Origin of the sequence: Agrobacterium sp. rho-8.1 (assembly GCF_033957725.1) — a bacterium.
Lineage (GTDB): Bacteria > Pseudomonadota > Alphaproteobacteria > Rhizobiales > Rhizobiaceae > Agrobacterium.
On sequence record NZ_CP192789.1, the window covers coordinates 1,618,369 to 1,636,490 of the forward strand.

At 59.1% G+C, this 18,122-nt stretch carries 15 protein-coding genes and 1 pseudogene; 9 read left to right on the forward strand and 7 right to left on the reverse strand.

What is annotated here, in order from left to right:
• Positions 1 to 78: 78 nt before the first annotated feature.
• The 3 genes and pseudogenes from RMR21_RS22330 to RMR21_RS22340 all read right to left on the reverse strand — a co-directional run bounded on the left by RMR21_RS22330 (position 79) and on the right by RMR21_RS22340 (position 3,379).
• Positions 79 to 825 (reverse strand): amino acid ABC transporter permease, encoded by a 747-nt coding sequence (locus RMR21_RS22330; RefSeq protein ID WP_498671615.1) that lies wholly within the window; start codon positions 823 to 825, stop codon positions 79 to 81.
• Between the two features lie 22 nt (positions 826 to 847).
• On the reverse strand, positions 848 to 1,681 hold the full coding sequence (locus RMR21_RS22335) for a transporter substrate-binding domain-containing protein (RefSeq protein WP_498671616.1): 834 nt from the start codon (positions 1,679 to 1,681) through the stop codon (positions 848 to 850).
• Positions 1,682 to 2,348: 667 nt separating this feature from the next.
• Positions 2,349 to 3,379 (reverse strand): annotated as a pseudogene (locus RMR21_RS22340) (IS110 family RNA-guided transposase).
• 486 nt (positions 3,380 to 3,865) lie between these two features.
• Between RMR21_RS22340 and RMR21_RS22345 the strand changes: the two are divergent.
• The 7 genes from RMR21_RS22345 (at position 3,866) to RMR21_RS22375 (ending at position 11,496) form a co-directional block, all read left to right on the forward strand.
• The gene (locus tag RMR21_RS22345; RefSeq protein WP_498671618.1) at positions 3,866 to 5,287 is read left to right on the forward strand and encodes an LLM class flavin-dependent oxidoreductase; all 1,422 of its coding nucleotides are present in this window, start codon (positions 3,866 to 3,868) and stop codon (positions 5,285 to 5,287) included.
• The gene (locus tag RMR21_RS22350) at positions 5,287 to 6,054 is read left to right on the forward strand and encodes an ABC transporter ATP-binding protein (RefSeq protein ID WP_498671620.1); all 768 of its coding nucleotides are present in this window, start codon (positions 5,287 to 5,289) and stop codon (positions 6,052 to 6,054) included. Before RMR21_RS22345 ends, RMR21_RS22350 begins: the two co-directional genes overlap by 1 nt.
• A 25-nt stretch (positions 6,055 to 6,079) precedes the next feature.
• Complete coding sequence (locus tag RMR21_RS22355) at positions 6,080 to 6,961, forward strand: branched-chain amino acid ABC transporter permease (protein WP_498671622.1); 882 nt, start codon at positions 6,080 to 6,082, stop codon at positions 6,959 to 6,961.
• Positions 6,962 to 6,987: 26 nt separating this feature from the next.
• The gene (locus RMR21_RS22360; RefSeq protein WP_498671883.1) at positions 6,988 to 8,016 is read left to right on the forward strand and encodes a branched-chain amino acid ABC transporter permease; all 1,029 of its coding nucleotides are present in this window, start codon (positions 6,988 to 6,990) and stop codon (positions 8,014 to 8,016) included.
• 85 nt (positions 8,017 to 8,101) lie between these two features.
• Positions 8,102 to 9,436 (forward strand): ABC transporter substrate-binding protein, encoded by a 1,335-nt coding sequence (locus RMR21_RS22365; RefSeq protein ID WP_498671624.1) that lies wholly within the window; start codon positions 8,102 to 8,104, stop codon positions 9,434 to 9,436.
• Between the two features lie 39 nt (positions 9,437 to 9,475).
• Positions 9,476 to 10,246 carry an ABC transporter ATP-binding protein gene (locus RMR21_RS22370; RefSeq protein ID WP_498671626.1) on the forward strand — a complete coding sequence of 257 codons (771 nt, stop codon included), beginning with the start codon at positions 9,476 to 9,478 and terminating at the stop codon, positions 10,244 to 10,246.
• A 20-nt stretch (positions 10,247 to 10,266) separates the two neighbouring features.
• Complete coding sequence (locus tag RMR21_RS22375; protein ID WP_498671627.1) at positions 10,267 to 11,496, forward strand: acyl-CoA dehydrogenase family protein; 1,230 nt, start codon at positions 10,267 to 10,269, stop codon at positions 11,494 to 11,496.
• Between the two features lie 187 nt (positions 11,497 to 11,683).
• Here the strand turns inward: RMR21_RS22375 and RMR21_RS22380 are convergent, their stop codons facing one another.
• From RMR21_RS22380 to RMR21_RS22395, 4 genes are all read right to left on the reverse strand, one after another.
• Positions 11,684 to 11,983, reverse strand: a complete 300-nt coding sequence (locus RMR21_RS22380) for a M20/M25/M40 family metallo-hydrolase (RefSeq protein WP_498671628.1) — start codon at positions 11,981 to 11,983, stop codon at positions 11,684 to 11,686.
• Positions 11,980 to 13,080, reverse strand: coding sequence for an amidohydrolase (locus RMR21_RS22385; RefSeq protein ID WP_498671629.1), 1,101 nt, complete (start codon positions 13,078 to 13,080; stop codon positions 11,980 to 11,982). The genes RMR21_RS22380 and RMR21_RS22385 overlap by 4 nt, the downstream gene beginning before the upstream one ends.
• A 31-nt stretch (positions 13,081 to 13,111) precedes the next feature.
• Positions 13,112 to 14,470: a branched-chain amino acid transport system II carrier protein gene (brnQ, locus tag RMR21_RS22390; RefSeq protein ID WP_498671631.1), complete on the reverse strand. Its 1,359-nt coding sequence runs from the start codon at positions 14,468 to 14,470 to the stop codon at positions 13,112 to 13,114.
• Between the two features lie 81 nt (positions 14,471 to 14,551).
• Entirely contained in the window at positions 14,552 to 15,247 is a 696-nt protein-coding gene (locus RMR21_RS22395) for a GntR family transcriptional regulator (protein WP_498671633.1), read from the reverse strand.
• A gap of 206 nt (positions 15,248 to 15,453) precedes the next feature.
• On the opposite strand from RMR21_RS22395, the gene ocd reads away from it, so the two are divergent.
• Both ocd and RMR21_RS22405 read left to right on the forward strand, forming a co-directional pair.
• The gene (gene ocd / locus RMR21_RS22400; protein WP_498671885.1) at positions 15,454 to 16,521 is read left to right on the forward strand and encodes an ornithine cyclodeaminase; all 1,068 of its coding nucleotides are present in this window, start codon (positions 15,454 to 15,456) and stop codon (positions 16,519 to 16,521) included.
• 5 nt (positions 16,522 to 16,526) lie between these two features.
• Positions 16,527 to 17,714 carry an amidohydrolase gene (locus tag RMR21_RS22405; protein ID WP_498671635.1) on the forward strand — a complete coding sequence of 396 codons (1,188 nt, stop codon included), beginning with the start codon at positions 16,527 to 16,529 and terminating at the stop codon, positions 17,712 to 17,714.
• Positions 17,715 to 18,122 lie beyond the last annotated feature (408 nt).

Consider the following 18,122-nt stretch of genomic DNA (forward strand, 5'->3'; position numbering starts at 1 on the left):
CAAAACCGACGTACCGCAGAACATGGCCGCTCGCGGCTGTTGCTTTCAGTGCCTTGGGTCGCTGAGTTGCCGTCATGCTCATAGCCCGAACCCCGGTATGGCAAGCCTGCGTTCGACCCATTGACCGATGCGGGCGATCACGAAATTGATCATGCTGAAGAAGGCGAGTAGCACGATCATCATCTCCACCACATTGTCGCGCTGCGTCCACACCATGATCGAGGCATAGGTGATTTCGCTGACCGCAATGGCATTGCCGACCGTGGTCGATTTGACGAGGCTGATCAGCCCGTTGACGATGGCCGGCAGCGACGACCGGAATGCGAGCGGGATCTGCACGTAGCGCAAGATCTCGAACTGGCTGAATCCCATGCCACGAGCCGCTTCGATCATCGAGGAAGGCACGGCTTCGATACCACCGCGGATCGCCTCGGCATGGAGTGCCGCGACATGCAGGCCGACCACAGCCACGACCCAGAAGAACGGAGAGAGCGGATTGTTCTGCGCGCCGCCCAGCATGTCGGAAACGCCCGTATTGAGAACCAGGAAGCTGAACATGAGCTGCACCAGCGTCGGGGTGTTGCGGGTCAGTTCGACGAAGGCCCTGACTGGCGCAGACAGAAAGAGCCTGCCCGAGGTGAGGCAGGCCGCAAAGATGAGGCCGATGATCAGGCTGACGGGAATGGTTACGGCGATCAGATAAAGCGTGGTGATGAAACCATCACGCCAGATCTGCGCTTCGTAACCCGTCGCCAGAAACTCGTAATTGAGGCCAAGCCTGCCCGTCAGATCGACGAACAGGCTGGTCAGGTTCACGTCCTGCATGTCATTTACCGCCGCTTCACGCTTACTGCGCGGACAGCTTCTTCTTTTCTTCTTCGAGATAAGCGGTGTTGAGCAGGCGGTTGGCCTTCGCAAGCTCGAGCATCTTGCCGGACGCATGAAGCTTCTTCACGGTTCCGTCGAGTGCTGCCCGCGTATCGGTCTCGCCCTTGCGCAGCCAGATCACGCTATCGGACGGGATGAGCTCGGACGGGAAGGGGATGGCGTAATCCTTCCATTCGTCCGCACGGTCCTGCAGAAGCAGACCGACGGTCGCGCCGACATGGACGGCAGCCACGCAATTGCCGCCCTGAAGGGCCAGAAGCGATTCCGGCTGGCTTGGCAGACCCTTGACGATTGCGCCATACTCTTCGGCAAGCGGCTGTGCGTAGTTCGAGCCTTGCGAAATGCAGACTGGCTTGCCCTTGAGATCGGCCCAATCCTTGAGACCGCTGTCTTTCCGCACCACGGCGGCACCGCCAGCACGATCATACGGCGTTGGAACATAGTCCATCACCTTGGCGCGTTCTTCGGTGTACTGCATGTTAGCGATCAGGATATCGACCTTGCCCTGCTGCAGGAACTGCACGCGGTTGGGCGGTGTGACGGTCACGGATTCCAGTTCGACGCCGAGGTCTGCCGCCAGTGCCTTGGCAATGTCGATATTAAATCCCGTCTGCACCTGGGTTTTCGGGTCGATAGCACCGAACGGAGCACCGGAAAGAATCACGCCGACAGTCAGTTTGCCGCGACCCTTGATGCGGTCGAGCGTCGAATCCGCCGACGCCCCCGTCGCAGCCAGCGTTGCAACGGCTAGGGCAGTTGCGAAAACGGTATTGGTAATAGTTTTGACTAACATCAAGTGGTTCCTAGTTTGGACGTGAAACTAGGCTCGCCGCGAAAAACTCACGAGCAAGGACATACCTAATTCCAGGTCTTTACCAGAGCGGCATTCCAATTAGGGCGTATTAATGAGAATGGTGTACTAGTGGTGCCTCCAGACGGTCTCTTCGCCCGTTCAGGAGCTGCTTCGCGAGAGCCAAATCCACCAGCTCGAAGTGGTTCGGGGGGAATCGTGAGCTCGACGATGAAAGTGCCCGTTTCCTTGCGGCGTTCCATAAATTTGCTTTCGGCGCACGAGTATTCGGCGGCTTATGAATCATAGGCTTAGCCAATCACCTGAGAATCAGCGGTTCGATTCCGTTGTCTAATCGCCTGCCTCGGGTCAAGTGGAATTTAAACGACGTACTTCGTTGCCGTGTTGGGAGCGCGACATCTTTTTCACTTCTTCGTTAAACATCTCACTATTCTTGCAAACTCGTCCGTTGCTGGGAGCACTGTTGTCTCCGCGGTCGGCATGCAATCGCCGCATGATGGGTTTTCGCAGGGCCGGTCTTCCTATGTTCAAGACGCAGTCTCAACGAGCTGCGACGGAATCGACGGAATGACCCAACCCACGTCCACAGCGGGGACGCCCAGCATCTCAGTCAGATTGAGACGCCGAGGCAGGTAGGCCGGCGTTTTGCCTATGCAGCAGCGCCAGCCAATGGATCGAATGCTTGCCCGGTCTTGAGCATGCTATGCATGATGACCGCAAGTTTTCGCGCAACAGCAACCGCGGCACGTTTGAAGCCCAGCCGCTCACGCAACTTCAGCCCCCAGGTCTTGAGACTGCATCGGTCCTGACAATGGTCCTTGTTAAGAGGACGGTTGCCGCCTCGTAGAGTAATCCCCGTAGCCGACCGTCACCGCGTCGCGAGATATGGCCATCGTAATCGATTTCGCCGGACTGATAGCGCCGCGTCGTCAGCCCGAGCCAAGCACCAACCGAGCGCGAGGTGGGGAAGTTATCAGGATCTTCGATCGCTGCAATGTACGAGACGGCCGTGACGGCACCAGCACCTGGAATCGTCATCAGAAGCTTCGTAGCCCGGCTCTGTCTTGAAGCTGCGAGCAACTGGTGATCAAGATTGGCTGCCCGCTTACGTATGTCGTGCCATGCCTCGAGCAGGGGCAATATCACAACTGTCAGGCCACTATTCCCATTTAGCAGTTCTCTCACATTGGCATCAAATACCCTTCCTTCTCCTTTGCGAACGATAAGACCAAAGGTTTTCAGGAGGCCGCGTATTTGGTTGCTGAGCTGCTTGGAAATGCTTACGAGCTGGCTACGTGCCGCTATCAATGTGCGCGTCAGCATGTTGTCAAAAGCTTTCACTCGCACGACCTTGTAAAATCCGGCTTCGGCCAACTGCGCTAGACCATCCGCATCATTGGCATCAGTCTTGTTGAGTGTCTCATTCAGAACTTTTTGCGCATGACGAGCTTCGATGCAAATCGCGGGAATTCCTTCGGCTGTCAGCGCGTGATAAAACCACGTCGAAAGGGGGCCTGTCTCGAAGACGACCACCTTTGCGTACGGAGCATGCTTGCGGATAATCCGAGCCAGTGCTTTCGGATCAGAAGGGCATTTGCCTCGCCAGATCCGCTTCCGATCCTCCCGGATCGAAACGGCCGTATCTTTCAACGAAACATCAAGCCCGATATATTGGTCCATGGTTGCCTCCCATTTGATGCTGGGCCCGGTTCCAATCGTGAGCCCGTATTTCATCTTACCGGGCGCAACCGACCATGTCAGACATTGCTTAGGCGATGTCTTCGGGGAAGGCGTCCGCGATTACCCCATGTTCAAGGCGGAGGTTTTACGCGACGCATCTGAGGTTGGGTATGAACGGTGACCGATTCCATCTTCGCGTACTGGTTTCCGACCGCGCCGTCGATGCCGAGAATTGTTCGATACAGGTCTGGGTGCCCTATGATGCGCCAGGGCTTTGGATCGTCGACGAATGTTTGTCATCCGGCCAGCGGACGACGCCCAGCAGTTCGATCTGATTCGAAAATGTGCTGAACCGCGCCTCTAAAACGACCATAATTTAGGAAAATTGTTCTAAACAAAATCTATAGACAATAGCCAGTTTCTCGCGTTGGCCGGTTCCTGATGATAATTTGTCGGCCAACACCCACGTGCATCCGGAGCGGATCGATGACCAGGCAGATACGGTTTAACGCCTTTGACATGAATTGCGTAGGGCACCAGTCGCCGGGTCTCTGGAAACATCCGCGGGATCGGTCCTGGAAGTACAAGGACCTCGATTACTGGCAGGATCTTGCGAGAACCCTGGAACGCGGCATCTTCGACGGGATCTTCATCGCGGATGTCATCGGCTATTACGATGTCTACAAAGGCTCGAATTACCATGCGATCGAGCAGGCAGCGCAGATCCCCGTCAACGATCCGATCCAGCTCGCCGCTCCGATCGCCCTTGCGACCGAGCATCTCGGCATCGGCATCACCGCTTCGACCTCCTTCGAGCATCCCTACACATTCGCCCGTCGGCTGGCGACGGCCGACCACCATACGAAGGGTCGGGTCGGCTGGAATATCGTGACGTCCTATCTGGAAAGCGGCGCGAAGAATGTCGGTCAGGGCGGCCTGCGCGCCCATGACAACCGCTACGAGGTCGCCGCCGAATATGTCGAGGTGCTCTACAAGCTGTTCGAGGGGAGCTGGGAGGAGGGCGCCGTGCAGCGCGATCCCGTCCGCGGAATCTTTACCGATCCGACCAAGGTTCACGAGATCGGCCACAAAGGCACGTTCTTCGACGTGCCCGGCTACCATCTGTCCGAGCCTTCGCCACAGCGCACGCCGGTTCTCTATCAGGCCGGGGCCTCCGGTCCGGGCAAGGCCTTTGCCGCAGCACATGCCGAATGCGTCTTCGTCGGCGCGCCCACCAAGGCGCTGCTGAAAGCCTATGTCTCCGAAATCCGGCAAAAGGCGGCCGCAAGCGGGCGTGATCCGAAGAAAGTGCTGATCTACAATCTGACGACGCTCATCATCGACGAGACGGACGAAAAGGCCCAGAAGCGGTTCGAGGAGTACCAAAGCTACACATCCTATGACGGCTCTCTCGTCTTCATGTCGGGATGGAGCGGAATTGACTTCGGGCAGTACGCGCCGACGGACGCACTCAAGAAAGTCGAGACCAACGCCATCGTCTCGATGGTCGAGCACTTTGCCGGCAAGGATAAGACCTGGACGGTGGAGGAGCTCGCCAAATGGGGCGGTATCGGCGGCGTCGGCCCGGTCTTCGTCGGTTCGCCCGACACGATCGCCGATATCCTTCAGGATTGGGCGGAGGAAACGGATGTCGACGGGTTCAACCTTGCCTATGCCGTGACACCGGAAAGCTTTGAGGCGGCGGTCGATCTGCTCGTCCCGGAACTGCAGAAGCGCGGCGTCTATCCCACGGCCTACAAGCCCGGCACCCTGCGGGAAAAACTTTTCGGCGACGGACCCTACCTGCCGACGACCCACCCTGCCGACGCCTATCGCGACATCGAAGCCGTCAAGCGCCGGGATGCCGAACGCGCATCGGCCTCTGCATTGCGGTCGGTCGTCGCCTGATGAGCGATCTCCTCCAGCTTCGCGACGTTTCGCTGTCCTTCAAGGGCGTGAAGGCGGTGAATGCCTTGAGCTTCAGCGTCGCCACCGGCGAGATCTGCGCCCTGATCGGCCCCAATGGGGCCGGCAAGAGCTCGGTCCTGAACGTCATCAACGGCGTTTACCGGGCCGACACCGGCGAGATCGTTTTCGACGGCGCACGCTTCGGGGCGATCCATCCGCAGAAGGCTGCCTTGCTGGGCATCGGGCGAACCTTCCAGCACAATGCGCTCTTCCACCGCCTGACCGTGCGGGAAAACGTGCTAGCCGGCCTCTCGCGGCGGGGCACCGCGATGTTCCTCGAAAACATCTTCCGCTTCGGCCGGGATGGCGCCGAACGTCGCCGGTTCATCGACCGGGTGGACGAGATCATCGCCTTTCTTCATCTCGAGCGGCAAGCCGAGACGGTCGTGTCGAAACTCTCCTACGGCATGCAGAAGCGCGTCGATCTCGCCCGCGCGCTGGCGGCTGCGCCGAAACTCCTGCTTTTGGACGAGCCGATGGCCGGCATGAACCAGGAGGAAAAGCAGGAGATGAGCCGCGTCATCGCCGAGGTCAACCGCTCCTTCGACACGACGATCGTGCTGATCGAGCACGACGTCGGCATCGTGCTGAACCTCGCCTCGCATGTCGTCGTCCTCGATTATGGCCGCAAGGTTGCGGACGGTACGCCGGACGAGGTGCGCAATAATCCCGATGTCATCGCCGCCTATCTCGGCACCGTTCATTAGAAATCCCTCCTTTTAGAGATCCTCCATGTCCTTTTTTCTGGAAACCCTCATCACCGGCCTTTTCGCCGGGCTGATGTATGCGCTCGTCGCCATCGGGTTCGTGCTGATCTACAAGGCGTCGGGCGTCTTCAACTTTGCCCAGGGCGCAATGGTCTTTCTGGCTGCGCTCGCCTTCGTCACCCTCGTGGAGCGCGGATTTCCGTTCTGGATCGCGTTCCTCGCGACGGCGGCACTGATGGTCGTGGTGGCGATCCTGGTCGAGGCCCTCGTTCTCCGACCCTTGCGAAACCGGGATTCGCTGACGCTTTTTATGGCCACGCTGGGCCTCAGTTTCGTCATCGACGGCAGCGCACAGTTCTTTCTCGGCACCGACGTGCACATGCTCGATCTCGGCATCGACGATATCGCCCAGGATTACGCCGGGATCCTGATCAGCCATTTCGACATCGTTGCCTCCCTGATCGTCGTCACCCTGGTCGCGGTCCTGGCCATCGTCTTCAGCAAGACCCGGATGGGCGTCTCGCTGAGGGCCGTGGCGGACGACACGCTCGCCGCCCAGTCCATCGGCATCCGGCTGCCCGTGATCTGGCGCATCGTCTGGAGCGTCGCGGGCCTCGTCGCGCTGGTCGCCGGGCTTCTCTGGGGCGCGCGACAGGGCGTGCAGTTTTCTCTCTCGCTGATCACGCTCAAGGCTCTCCCGGTGCTGATCATCGGCGGCTTCTCCTCGATCCCCGGGGCGATTGCCGGCGGGCTGATCGTCGGCGCAAGCGAGGCGCTTGCCGATATCTATCTCGGGCCGCTGGTCAACGGCAGCGTTTCCACCTGGTTTGCCTATATCCTCGCCGTCGCCTTCCTCCTCATTCGGCCCGCCGGCCTGTTCGGCGACCGTGAAATCGAAAGGGTCTGACCGTGACCGTGCTTCAGGATCGAACGCTGCCGTCCGGCCTCCTCTCGCGCCTCGACGCGCCCCTGTTGCCAATCGTCGCCGGCCTACTCATCGTGTTCGCCGTCATCCCGGCCATGGCGGACGACTATTGGCTCAGCTCCATCATCATTCCGACACTGGTCATGGGGCTTGCTGGCATCGGACTCAACCTGCTGCAGGGCTATGCCGGTCTCGTGTCCCTGGGCTCGGCGGCCTTCATGCTGATCGGCGCGTTCTCGGCCTATAATGTTATTCTGCGCGTACCCGGGCTGCCGCTACCCCTCGTGCTTTTGATCTCCGGGCTGATCGCTGCGGCGGCCGGCGTCGTCTTCGGCTTGCCGTCGCTGCGGATCAGGGGCTTCTACCTTGGCGCCTCGACGCTGGGCGCGCAGTTCTTCTTCGAGTGGCTGTTCAGCAATTTCACCTGGTTCTCCAATGATAGCCAGTCACTGACCATATCGGCGCCGCGGCTCGAAATCCTGGATTACAGCCTGCAGTCGCCGCTTGGCCGGTATTTCCTTGCCGCCAGCGTCACGGTCCTGCTCATCGGCCTTGCCTTGCTCATCGTCCGCAGCCGGCTCGGGCGCGAATGGATGGCCATCCGGGATATGGAAACGGCGGCCTCCGTTCTCGGCATTCGGGTCGCCCGCCGCAAGCTGCAGGCTTACGCGATCAGCTCGTTCTTCCTCGGCGTCACGGGTGCTCTCTGGGCCTTTGGCTATCTCGGCACGTCGGATGCGCACACCTTCAACCTCGACAAGTCCTTCCAGGTTCTCTTCATCGTGCTCATCGGCGGCGTGGCGACGATCTTCGGCAATTTCCTTGGCGCAGCGTTCATCGTGCTGACGCCGATCTTGCTCGACCGCGTCGTGCTAGCGGCCGATCTCTCCTTCCTCGGCGATCAGGGCGCGCTGACCAACCTGCAGCGCATCATCTTCGGCGCCATCATCGTCCTGCTCCTGATCAAGGAACCGGATGGCCTCTCTGCGCTGCTGCGGCGTGCGCGACAGGCCATCCGGAACAGATACGCCGGATAACGACCACGAGCGGCCGAGGCGACGTGGCCTGCTCCATACTCCCGAATTTCTCCCAACGCTCCATCAACGAACCCAAAGGACCGCCATGTCTCTTCTCTCGAAAATGCTCGCGCTCGCCACTAGTGCCCTTATCGCCGCTTCCACGCTCACGAGCGTCGCAAAGGCAGACGAGGCGACGGGCCAGCAGCTCTTCCCGCTCTTCTCCTATCGCACCGGCCCCTACGCCCCTTCGGGCATTCCGCAATGGGCGGGGTATCGCGACTATTTCAACTACATTAACGAAAAGGGCGGCGTGAACGGCGTCAAGATCTTCGTCCAGGAGTGCGAGACGGCCTATACGCTCGAGCGCGCCTTCGAATGCTACGAGCGCTACAAGAACGGTTATGCCGGAGCACCGGTCGCGGTCCTCTTCACGACCTCCAGCGGTTTCGACGCCGCCATTTCCGACAAGGCGCGGCTCGACAAGCTGCCGATCATCTCGGTTGCCGGCGGACGGGGCGATGCGGTGGACGGGAGCGTCTTTCCCTACCAGTTTCCGCTTCTCTTCGATTACTGGACGGAAGCCTCGATCGTCATCGAGCACATCGCCAATCAGGTCGGTGGCTATGACAAGCTCAAGGGCCTGAAGATCGCCACCCTCTACCACGATTCCGGCTATGGTCGCGAAACGATCCAGCCGATGGCCATCCTTTCGGAGAAGTACGGGTTCGAGAACATCCAGATCGCGGTTCCGCATCCCGGCGAGCAGCAACAGGCGCAATGGCAGCAGATCAAGCGTGCTGGCGTGGACTGGGTGTTCTTCCGCGCCTGGGGTGTGATGTCGCCGGTCGGCCTGAAGACCGCGGCGCGTGTCGGCTTCCCGGCCGATCGCATCATCGGCGACATCTGGACGGGATCCGAAGAAGATGCGCGGCCTGCGGGTGCCGCCGCCAAGAACTATCTCGCCGTGTCGGTTTTCCCCTCGGGCACGGACTTCGAGATCACGAAGACCTTGAAGGCCAACATCATCGATGCCGGCAAGGGCGACCTCAAGGACGTCTCGAAATTCGGCTCGGTCTACTACAATGCCGGTCTCGTACAGGCGATCATCTACACCGAGATCCTGCGCACCGGCCAGAAGAAGTTCGGAAACCGTCCCCTGACCAAGGAAGAGGGCCAGTGGGCCGCCGAGCATCTTGACATCACCGCCGAACGCATCGCCGAGCTTGGCGCTACAGGCTTGCTCAGCCCCCTGAAGATCACGCCGCAGGATCATGAAGGCGATCCGGCCGCCAAGATCGTGCAGTGGGACGGGCAGAAGTGGAGCGCGGTGACCGACTGGCTGAAGGGCGATCGCCCCCTGTTCCGTGACGCAATCTACGCGCGCGCCGCAGCCTACGCCAAGGAAAAGGGCATCTATCCGCGGCAAGCGCAGAACTGATCCCAATACACGGACGGGCCAATACACGGAGATGACCACATGACCCTTCAGGACACCGGCTTTCTCGAGATCAGGAACATCGAGGCCCTCTACTGTTCTGCGATCCTCGCCGTTCGTGACGTTTCTCTCACCGTCGGGGAGGGCAAGATCGTCGCCCTCCTCGGCGCGAACGGCGCGGGAAAGACCACGACGTTGAAAGCCGTTTCCAACCTGCTCGGGCCGGAACGCGGCCACGTCAGCAAGGGCACGATCCTTTGGCGCGGCACCCCCGTAGGCGCGCTCTCGGCCTCCAAGCTGGTCGCGCAGGGCGTCGTGCAGGTTCTTGAGGGCCGCCACTGCTTTGCACAACTGACCGTCGAGGAGAACATTCTCTCCGGCGGCTACGTCTGCAAGCCTGGTCGGGCCGAACTCGCACGCGGCCTCGATCAGGTCTATGCGTGGTTTCCGCGGCTAAAGGAGAAGCGCAAGGTCAAAGCCGGGCTGACGTCCGGCGGCGAGCAGCAGATGGTGGCGATCGGCCGGGCTCTGATGACCAGGCCGCGTCTCGTCCTTCTCGATGAGCCGTCCATGGGGCTGGCCCCGATCATCGTGCAGGAGATCTTCGAGATCATCCGGACGCTCAACACTCAGGCCGGCGTGAGCTTTCTCCTCGCCGAACAGAACGCCAACCTAGCGCTTCGCTACGCCGACCACGCCTATATTCTGGAAAACGGTCGTGTGGCCCTGTCGGGAACGGCCGAAGAACTGCGTCGCCGCGAGGACGTTCACGACTTCTATCTCGGAGGCGCCCCGGCCTCCAGACCGAACTGACCCTTTCAAGGAATACACCGATGTCACAGATTGATCTGGCCTGGGGCGCAGGCCCGAGCCCGCGTTACGAAGAGCTTGCCGCCCGGTTCCGTCCGCTGTTTTCCGAGATCGCCAAGGGCGCGATCGCACGGGAGCTTGTCCGCACCCTGCCGGTCGATGAGATCCGGACGCTGAAGCAAGCGGGCTTCGGCGCGCTCCGGCTGCCGGAGGCCGAAGGCGGCTTCGGTGCCTCGATACCGGAACTCGCCAACCTCCTGATCGAGCTTTCGGAAGCGGATTCCAACATCACGCAGGCCCTGCGCGGTCATTTCGGATTTGTCGAGGACGTCGTCGGCAAGCCGCAGGGTGACAGCCGCAAGCGCTGGGCGCAACGCATCGCGGCCGGCGAGATCGCCGGTAATGCCTGGACAGAGATCGGCGATGCCCAGCAGGATGCCTTCTCGACGCGCGTGTCGAGGAAGGACGACGGACTGGTCATCAACGGCACGAAATACTACACGACCGGCTCGCTCTTTGCCGACTGGATCGACGTTGGTGCCACCGGCCTAGAGGGGGAGGGCGTCGTGCTTCAGGTGCGCCGCGATGACCCCGGGGTCAATGTCGTCGATGACTGGGACGGCTTTGGGCAGACCTTGACCGCCAGCGGCACCACGACCTTCACCGATGTTGCCGTGGATCTCAAGGACATCGTGGCCGATCAGGAGAAATTCCGATACGGCGCCGCGTTCTACCAGATCGTGCACCTAGCAACGCTTGCCGGTATCGGGAGAGGGATCGCAACCGAGACAGCCGCCGCCGTCGGCGCGCGCAAACGTCACTACTCGAACGCGGCCGGCCCGAGTTCGCGCGAGGACCCGCAGGTGCTGCAGGTGGTCGGTCGTATTCGCAGCAATGCCTATTGCGCGGGCGCCATCGTGTTACAGGTCGCAACTGCGATCCAACGCGCATACCAGACCCACTTTACGGGTGACGCGGACGCCGAAGAACGCGCCAACGCGATTGCGGAACTGGAAACGTCGCAAGCCCTGAACGTCGTCACCAATCTCGTTCTCGAGGCATCGACGCTCCTCTTCGACACGCTCGGTGCCTCCGCGATCAAGAAGCCGGCCGGTCTCGACCGCCACTGGCGCAACGCCCGCACCCTGTCCTCGCACAACCCCCGCATCTACAAGGACCGCATTATCGGCGACTATGCCGTCAACGGCACGCCGCCGCCTTACCAGTGGCGGATTGGGAAGGCGCCCAGCTAAAGACTAAACAGTCGTCGGTTCAAATCCTTTCAAGGCGCTGGAACGGGACAGGCCTTCACGCCAAAAACCTTAGAGCAGGGGAGTGGCCGCATTGTACGAGGAGCGTGCCGTCTCCACGGGCTCCACGGCGGTGCGTAGTGGCAAGGCAACCTGCCACCAGGCCTTTGCGAGGGACGGGCGACATGCGTTAATTGCCATTCGTCCACGCGGCATAGCCCAACACAAATTCGACGTGGCTGCGCACGCCAGTCAACAGGGTGCTGTCATCGACAAAAAAGCCGGGGTTATGGTTTGAGGCGGCTTTGGCGGGATTCTGATCCAGGGGCGTGGCTCCGAGGAACACGTAGAGCCCCGGAACTTTCTCTGCGAAATAAGAGAAATCCTCAGAGGCAGATTGGTTCTGGGTGCTCTCGCCCGCCTGCCCATAGCTAGCTCTTTGCAGCGCAGGCACCATGGCCTTTGTGAGTTCTGGATCGTTTACGGTCACTGGCATGATATCGGCGAAACGTCGGCCTCAACGTGATGCGAATGCGCAGTATTCTCGACCATGACCGGTAGAGCAGCCAACATAGTGTCTCGTATGCCGGGATTGTTGGAACGAATGGTGCCCTGCATCGTCAATTCGCCCGGAATGATGTTGCCGGCTGTGCCAGCATGAATGCTACCAACACTGATCACGCCCATGCCTTGCGACAAATTGGCCTGCCGACTGACAATGGTTTGCATTCCCATGATGACGTCAGCACCAGCAACAATCGGATCCGCTCCTGTCCATGGCATCGATCCGTGTGCCTGCTTGCCCGTGAGTGTGATCTTGAAGCCGTCGGCACTATTGAGTGCGGCGCCGGATTTGTACTCGATATGCCCTGAATGCAAGTTCGACATCACGTGAACCCCGAATACGGCTTCAATGCCGAATCTTTCGATGACGCCCTCTTCTACCATTCTGCGAGCGCCCCAAGTTTCAGTCTTACCAGCGAACACGTCAATATCCGCCGCGCCCTCTTCAGCGGGCTGAAATATGAACACGACCTTGCCAGGAATTTTGTCAATATTGGAAGCCATCACCGTGGCAGCCGACATCAACATAGCTGTATGAGCATCATGTCCACAGGCATGCATGACATCGACTTGTTTGCTGAAGTAAATACCCTTTGCCTGGCTGGCGAACGGCAGGCCTGAGGTCTCTTTGACAGGCAATGCGTCCATATCCGCACGCAGTCCCACGATCGGGCCAGGGAGTTTACCCGTCAGGACGGCCACCACACCGGGTCCCGCGATGCCCGTATGGACCTCCAGACCCAGTTTTTTTAGGTGTTCAGCAACAAAGGCAGCCGTCTTGATCTCCTGATTGCCCAACTCCGGATTCTGGTGGATATGGTGGCGAAAACTCACGACCTCTTCTGTCACCGCATCGTCGGCAACGTCCAGCCAGGGCGTCGGCTTCCACTGCGCATTCTCCTGCGTCTGAGTACCGGCGAGCGGACCTTGAGCCGATGCAATGCCCGCTGCGGAAAATACGCACAGGGCGGTGAAAGCCAATGCACGAGCACTGGGTAAGGTCGTAAACCTAAGCAGTTTCATTGCCGTATCCTTTTAAAAATCTGTGTAAAAATCAGGCGTTGGCCTCTGCCAGAGAGATCTTGTCAACACTGGGTATGCCAAGAAACTTCCAGGCGATCCCACCAGCTATTCCCCCGACAATAGCCGGGATGACCCAGGCAAAACCCGACGAAGCGAGCGGGATCGCCTGGTAGAGCTGCGCGATGCCTTCAGGCATCACGAAACCGAGCATTCCTGACAGCAGGCTTGCGCAATCATAGGCGCCGATCAAAAGAGCCATCAAAGCCGTACCCTTCCAGACGCCATCATTGTTGAACCACGGGCCGAACAGTCCCAGGACAACGATGCAGATACCAACCGGGTAGAACAACATGAAGATCGGACCAGCGATGCTGATAATATATTGCACGCCGCCAAAGGCCTGCAGGCCAGCCATCACCGTGGTAATGATGACCGCAGTGCGATAGCTTAGACGGCCACGGCTCCATTTGGTCATGTACTCCGCCATGACAGCGGTCGCGCCGACAGCGGTGGTCAGGCAAGCCAGAAGAACGGCGACAGCAAGGGCCGCGGCACCCATTCGTCCTGCGAGAGTGCTGACCAGTTCGGTCAGCAATGCGGCATGGGAAGTGTTCTGGTCGAGAAGTCCGCTGCCGGTCGCGCCCAGATATTCCAGGCCGCCATAGACGATAAACAGACCCAGGAAGGTGATAGCCGACATGCCGAACATCACGTTTCTAAAGCCGCTGCCATCCTGATAACCTCTGGCCTTGATCGCCTGAAGGAATATGCCTCCAAACAAAAGCCCCGTGAACACATCGCCCGTCTGATAACCCGTCGTGAAGCCAAGGTAGAATGGCGTCAGTTCCGGGGTCTTGACCGGCGTACCCAATGGTTCGACGATCGCCCAGACGACGATCGCGCACAACAGAAGCAACAGGATCGGGGTCAGTATACGGCCGACCTTGTCGATCATCTGGTTCTTGTCGATGGCGAAATAAAGTGAGACGAGGAAATACAACGGCACAAAAATGGCGATGCCAATTGTCGGGTCGATAGACGGGATGAGCGTTCGGACCCCGGTTTCGAAAGCAACACCTGCAGTTCGGGGAATGGTGATCAGCCATGCAATTGCGATCATCGTGGTGAAGACGAGCAACGTACCGAACCAGTGTGCTATAGGCCGGGTCAACCGCTCGAAGCTGCCGCCTCCAAGCCCGACTGCGACCACGCCTAGAACGGGAAGCAACATGCCGGTGAGGCTCAAGCCCGCCAGTGCCATTGCCCAGTTATCGCCGGCGGCAAAGCCGATCTGTGGCGGGAAAATCAGGTTTCCTGCACCGAAAAACACAGCAAACATCGCAAAACCGATGATCAACGAGTCGCGGATTTGAGATTTACGTTCCTTCATGTATGTCTTCCTCCACATAAGACACCCGACCCCGGTCGCGGGAGCGCCTTGGGGTTCTCCGAACAGGTTAGATTGTTGCTTTCAGCCGTCTTTGCCGACAGGCTTCTTTTTTGCCTTCAACGCTGAAAAGCGCGGCGGTATGTCTTCCAACCAGTATTGGCTGTCGGCACGCATCAGTTCGGCGGCTGCCTCCTGATCGCGATCGACAAGCGCCGACCAGAAACGCCGTTGCGTCTCCATAATCCGTTCCATCCGATCCGTAACGTCGTCGGCGCGCACAAGCGCGGCGACGATGTAAAAGCGCCGATACAGCGACAGGGCATGTTCCGCCAGATATCGATTGTGAACATGCCGCAACATCCGCTGACGGAACTGCAACAGGGATTCAGAGAACGTCTCTACGCAATCCGTCCGGATCGATCCGACGTCGCTTAGGATGGCGCTGCACGTTTCGGCGTCGGAATAGGTCATGAAGTCAACCACAAGGGCCTGATTGATCCAGGGGCTCACTTCATAAATCTCGATAATTTCGGCATCGCTGTACTCAGCGACAAAAAAGCCAAGCCGGGGGCGGCTGATCGTCAGGCCGAGTCCCTCAAGCTCGCGCGCGGCTTCGCGCACCGGACCGCGGCTCACGCCCAGCCGTTCCGCCAGATATACTTCGTTCAGACGCGCACCAGGCTTCAATGTGCCACTGGTGATCAGACGGATAAGCTCTTCCTTGACGGACTCGGAAAGACTTTTCGACCTGACCAGTCCGATGATGTCGTCAGCCATCTCGTTTCCCTTTTAATGACGCCGTGCAGCGGTGTCTGAAGTCTTACTGTCACGTTTCTGATTAGTCTGTCAACTGTTGACAGTTTACAGATAGCAGCAGCCATGTTAGATTTTCCTCAGCGATACTGTCGTGAAGGCGGCAAAATATCCGCCGGGCCTGGGAAAGGGTCGATGGCGCCTATTTCCAATCTTAAAAGGAGAACATGATGTCACTTCCGAAGCCGGGTCCTATGAGCCTGGTCCCGTTTGTCAGCGTGGAAAACATGATGCAGATTGTCCTCGAGCGGGGCATCGAAAATGTTCTTGTCGAGCTTGCTCAATATGTCGAAGACGACTTCCGCCGCTGGCCGCAGTTCGACAAGACGCCGAGGATTGCCGCCCATTCGCCTGAAGGCGTGATTGAGCTGATGCCAACTTCGGACGGGCGCAGCTACGGTTTCAAATATGTGAACGGCCATCCGAAGAACGGCCGCACCGGCCGCCAGACTGTAACGGCATTCGGTGTTCTATCCGACGTCGACACCGGCTATCCCGTCCTGCTGACCGAAATGACCATTCTCACGGCACTCAGGACTGCGGCAACGTCGGCCGTTGTCGCGAAGTATCTGATGCCGAAAGGGGCGAAGGTCATGGCGATGATCGGCAACGGCGCCCAGTCGGAATTCCAGTGCCTAGCATTCAAGACCATCTGCGGCATTGATACCGTACGCCTTTACGACATTGATGCCGATGCGACTAGAAAGGCTGTTCGCAATCTGAAGGGTAAGGGCTTGACGGTTATCGGATGCAAGACCGGTGAAGAGGCGATCCAAGGTGCGCAGATCATCACCACCTGCACCGCGGACAAGCAACTGGCCACAATCCTGAGCGACAACATGGTTGGTGCCGGCGTCCATATCAATGCCATCGGCGGCGACTGCCCGGGCAAGACAGAACTGCACAGGGATATCCTGCTCCGCTCGGACATTTTCGTCGAATACCCGCCGCAGACCCGCATCGAGGGCGAAATCCAGCAACTGCCCGAAGACCACCCCGTCACCGAAATATGGCAAGTCATAACCGGCGATGCCAAGGGCCGGGTCGGCGACAAGCAGATCACCCTGTTCGATTCGGTTGGATTTGCCACCGAGGATTTCAGCGCGCTACGCTATCTGAACGACGTGCTGAAGGATCGTACGGGTCACCAAATGCTTGACCTGCTGGCCGATCCCGACAATCCCCGGGACCTGTTTGGCATGATCGAACGCTATGGAAAGGCATTGGAGGCTGCTTGATGGACTTGAAGCTGGAACTTTCGCAGTTGAGCCGTTCCGACATTGCTGAGTTGACCGCGTTTCGCCGCGAGCTTCACCGGTTTCCTGAATTGTCGGGTGAGGAGGAGCGCACGGCGGCAACGGTCGCTGCCATGCTGGAAAAAACCGGGCCTGACACCCTCGTCACGAACATTGGTGGTCACGGTGTGGCTGCCATCTACGATAGCAGTAAACCCGGCCCGCGCGTGCTCCTGCGCTGTGAACTTGATGGTCTGCCGATCGAGGACCTGGCCAATTTGCCGCACCGTTCGACCGTGCCGGGTAAGGGGCATCAATGTGGCCATGATGGCCATATGGCCATGATTGCCGGGATGGCGCGTCTGCTGGGCCGGGATCGCCCTCAAAAAGGCACGGTGATCCTGATGTACCAACCTGCTGAGGAAGACGGCTCCGGTGCGCGCAAGGTCGTAGAGGACGCGGCCTTCAGTACTTTGAATCCAGACTATTCCTTCGCTATCCATAACATGCCGGGTATCCCTTTTGGTCATGTCCATATCGTCGATGGACCGGTCTGCTGTGCCTCGCGCGGGATCATGCTGCGTCTGACGGGCCGGACCGCTCATGCGTCGCAGCCGGAAGCCGGCATTTCGCCAATGCAGGCGATCTCGCGGCTGATGCCGGAATTGACGGCGATGAGTAGCCCCGTGGGCACATCGACGAATGATCCGGCCTTTACGCTGCTGACCGTGACCCATGTCGATATGGGCGCGGCAGCATTTGGCGTAGCGCCGGGCCAGGCCAATCTCTTCGCGACCTTGAGAACGCTCACCGACAAGGCAATGAACCAGTTGGTGCAAAAGACCGAAGCACTCGTCAAAAACGTCGCGGAAGAGCACGGCCTGACCCTCGATATCGACTATACCGACATTTTCGTCACCAGTGAAAACGATGTCGAGGCTGCTGATATCGTTCGCGCCGCACTGGAGGGGATCAAGATCCCGCACGGCGAGGGGTCGCTGCCACTGCGCGGCTCGGAGGATTTCGGCTATTTCGGCCGTAGTTCAAAGATGGCACTGATGATGCTTGGTTCAGGCGAGAATCTGCCCTCCCTGCACAATCCGGATTTTGATTTTCCGGACGACCTCATTCCGGTCGGAGTAGGGATATACGTAAACATTTTGGAGCAGATTTACAAAAGGCAGTCTGAGGTCTGACGACGGTGATATGCTTGAACGCAACACGATCTCATGCCAATTGCGTCGTCCACAACAGGAAAATTTTCATTGCCCACAGTCCTAAAGGGCAAGGCATTCGCCCTGGTAAACTTCTGACTGCTACGTCAGACACTTGAACGCCATCGGATTAAAGGGTCTTTGATCCATCACCAACTTGACTTCGACGCGCGTTGTCAATGACGGTACCGAGCAGGCCCAGTACGAAAGGCTTACCGCAAAGACATGAATATTAGGATTTTAGGCTAGGCGGTAACGGGTTCAAAGACCAGACCCTTTCAAGGCGGTACAGTTAAACACCACACCGTAACGCAATCACCGGAACCGAATACACGATCGATGGAGGAAGGTGCCAACAGCGTATGCACCACCACACACTTGCGGATCATG

Coding starts and splice junctions, on each gene's coding strand:
- RMR21_RS22330 (WP_498671615.1), bottom strand. CDS start 825: ATGCAGGACGTGAACCTGACCAGCCTGTTCGTCGATCTGACGGGCAGG.
- RMR21_RS22335 (WP_498671616.1), bottom strand. CDS start 1,681: ATGTTAGTCAAAACTATTACCAATACCGTTTTCGCAACTGCCCTAGCC.
- RMR21_RS22345 (WP_498671618.1), top strand. CDS start 3,866: ATGACCAGGCAGATACGGTTTAACGCCTTTGACATGAATTGCGTAGGG.
- RMR21_RS22350 (WP_498671620.1), top strand. CDS start 5,287: ATGAGCGATCTCCTCCAGCTTCGCGACGTTTCGCTGTCCTTCAAGGGC.
- RMR21_RS22355 (WP_498671622.1), top strand. CDS start 6,080: ATGTCCTTTTTTCTGGAAACCCTCATCACCGGCCTTTTCGCCGGGCTG.
- RMR21_RS22365 (WP_498671624.1), top strand. CDS start 8,102: ATGTCTCTTCTCTCGAAAATGCTCGCGCTCGCCACTAGTGCCCTTATC.
- RMR21_RS22370 (WP_498671626.1), top strand. CDS start 9,476: ATGACCCTTCAGGACACCGGCTTTCTCGAGATCAGGAACATCGAGGCC.
- RMR21_RS22375 (WP_498671627.1), top strand. CDS start 10,267: ATGTCACAGATTGATCTGGCCTGGGGCGCAGGCCCGAGCCCGCGTTAC.
- RMR21_RS22385 (WP_498671629.1), bottom strand. CDS start 13,080: ATGAAACTGCTTAGGTTTACGACCTTACCCAGTGCTCGTGCATTGGCT.
- brnQ (WP_498671631.1), bottom strand. CDS start 14,470: ATGAAGGAACGTAAATCTCAAATCCGCGACTCGTTGATCATCGGTTTT.
- RMR21_RS22395 (WP_498671633.1), bottom strand. CDS start 15,247: ATGGCTGACGACATCATCGGACTGGTCAGGTCGAAAAGTCTTTCCGAG.
- ocd (WP_498671885.1), top strand. CDS start 15,454: ATGTCACTTCCGAAGCCGGGTCCTATGAGCCTGGTCCCGTTTGTCAGC.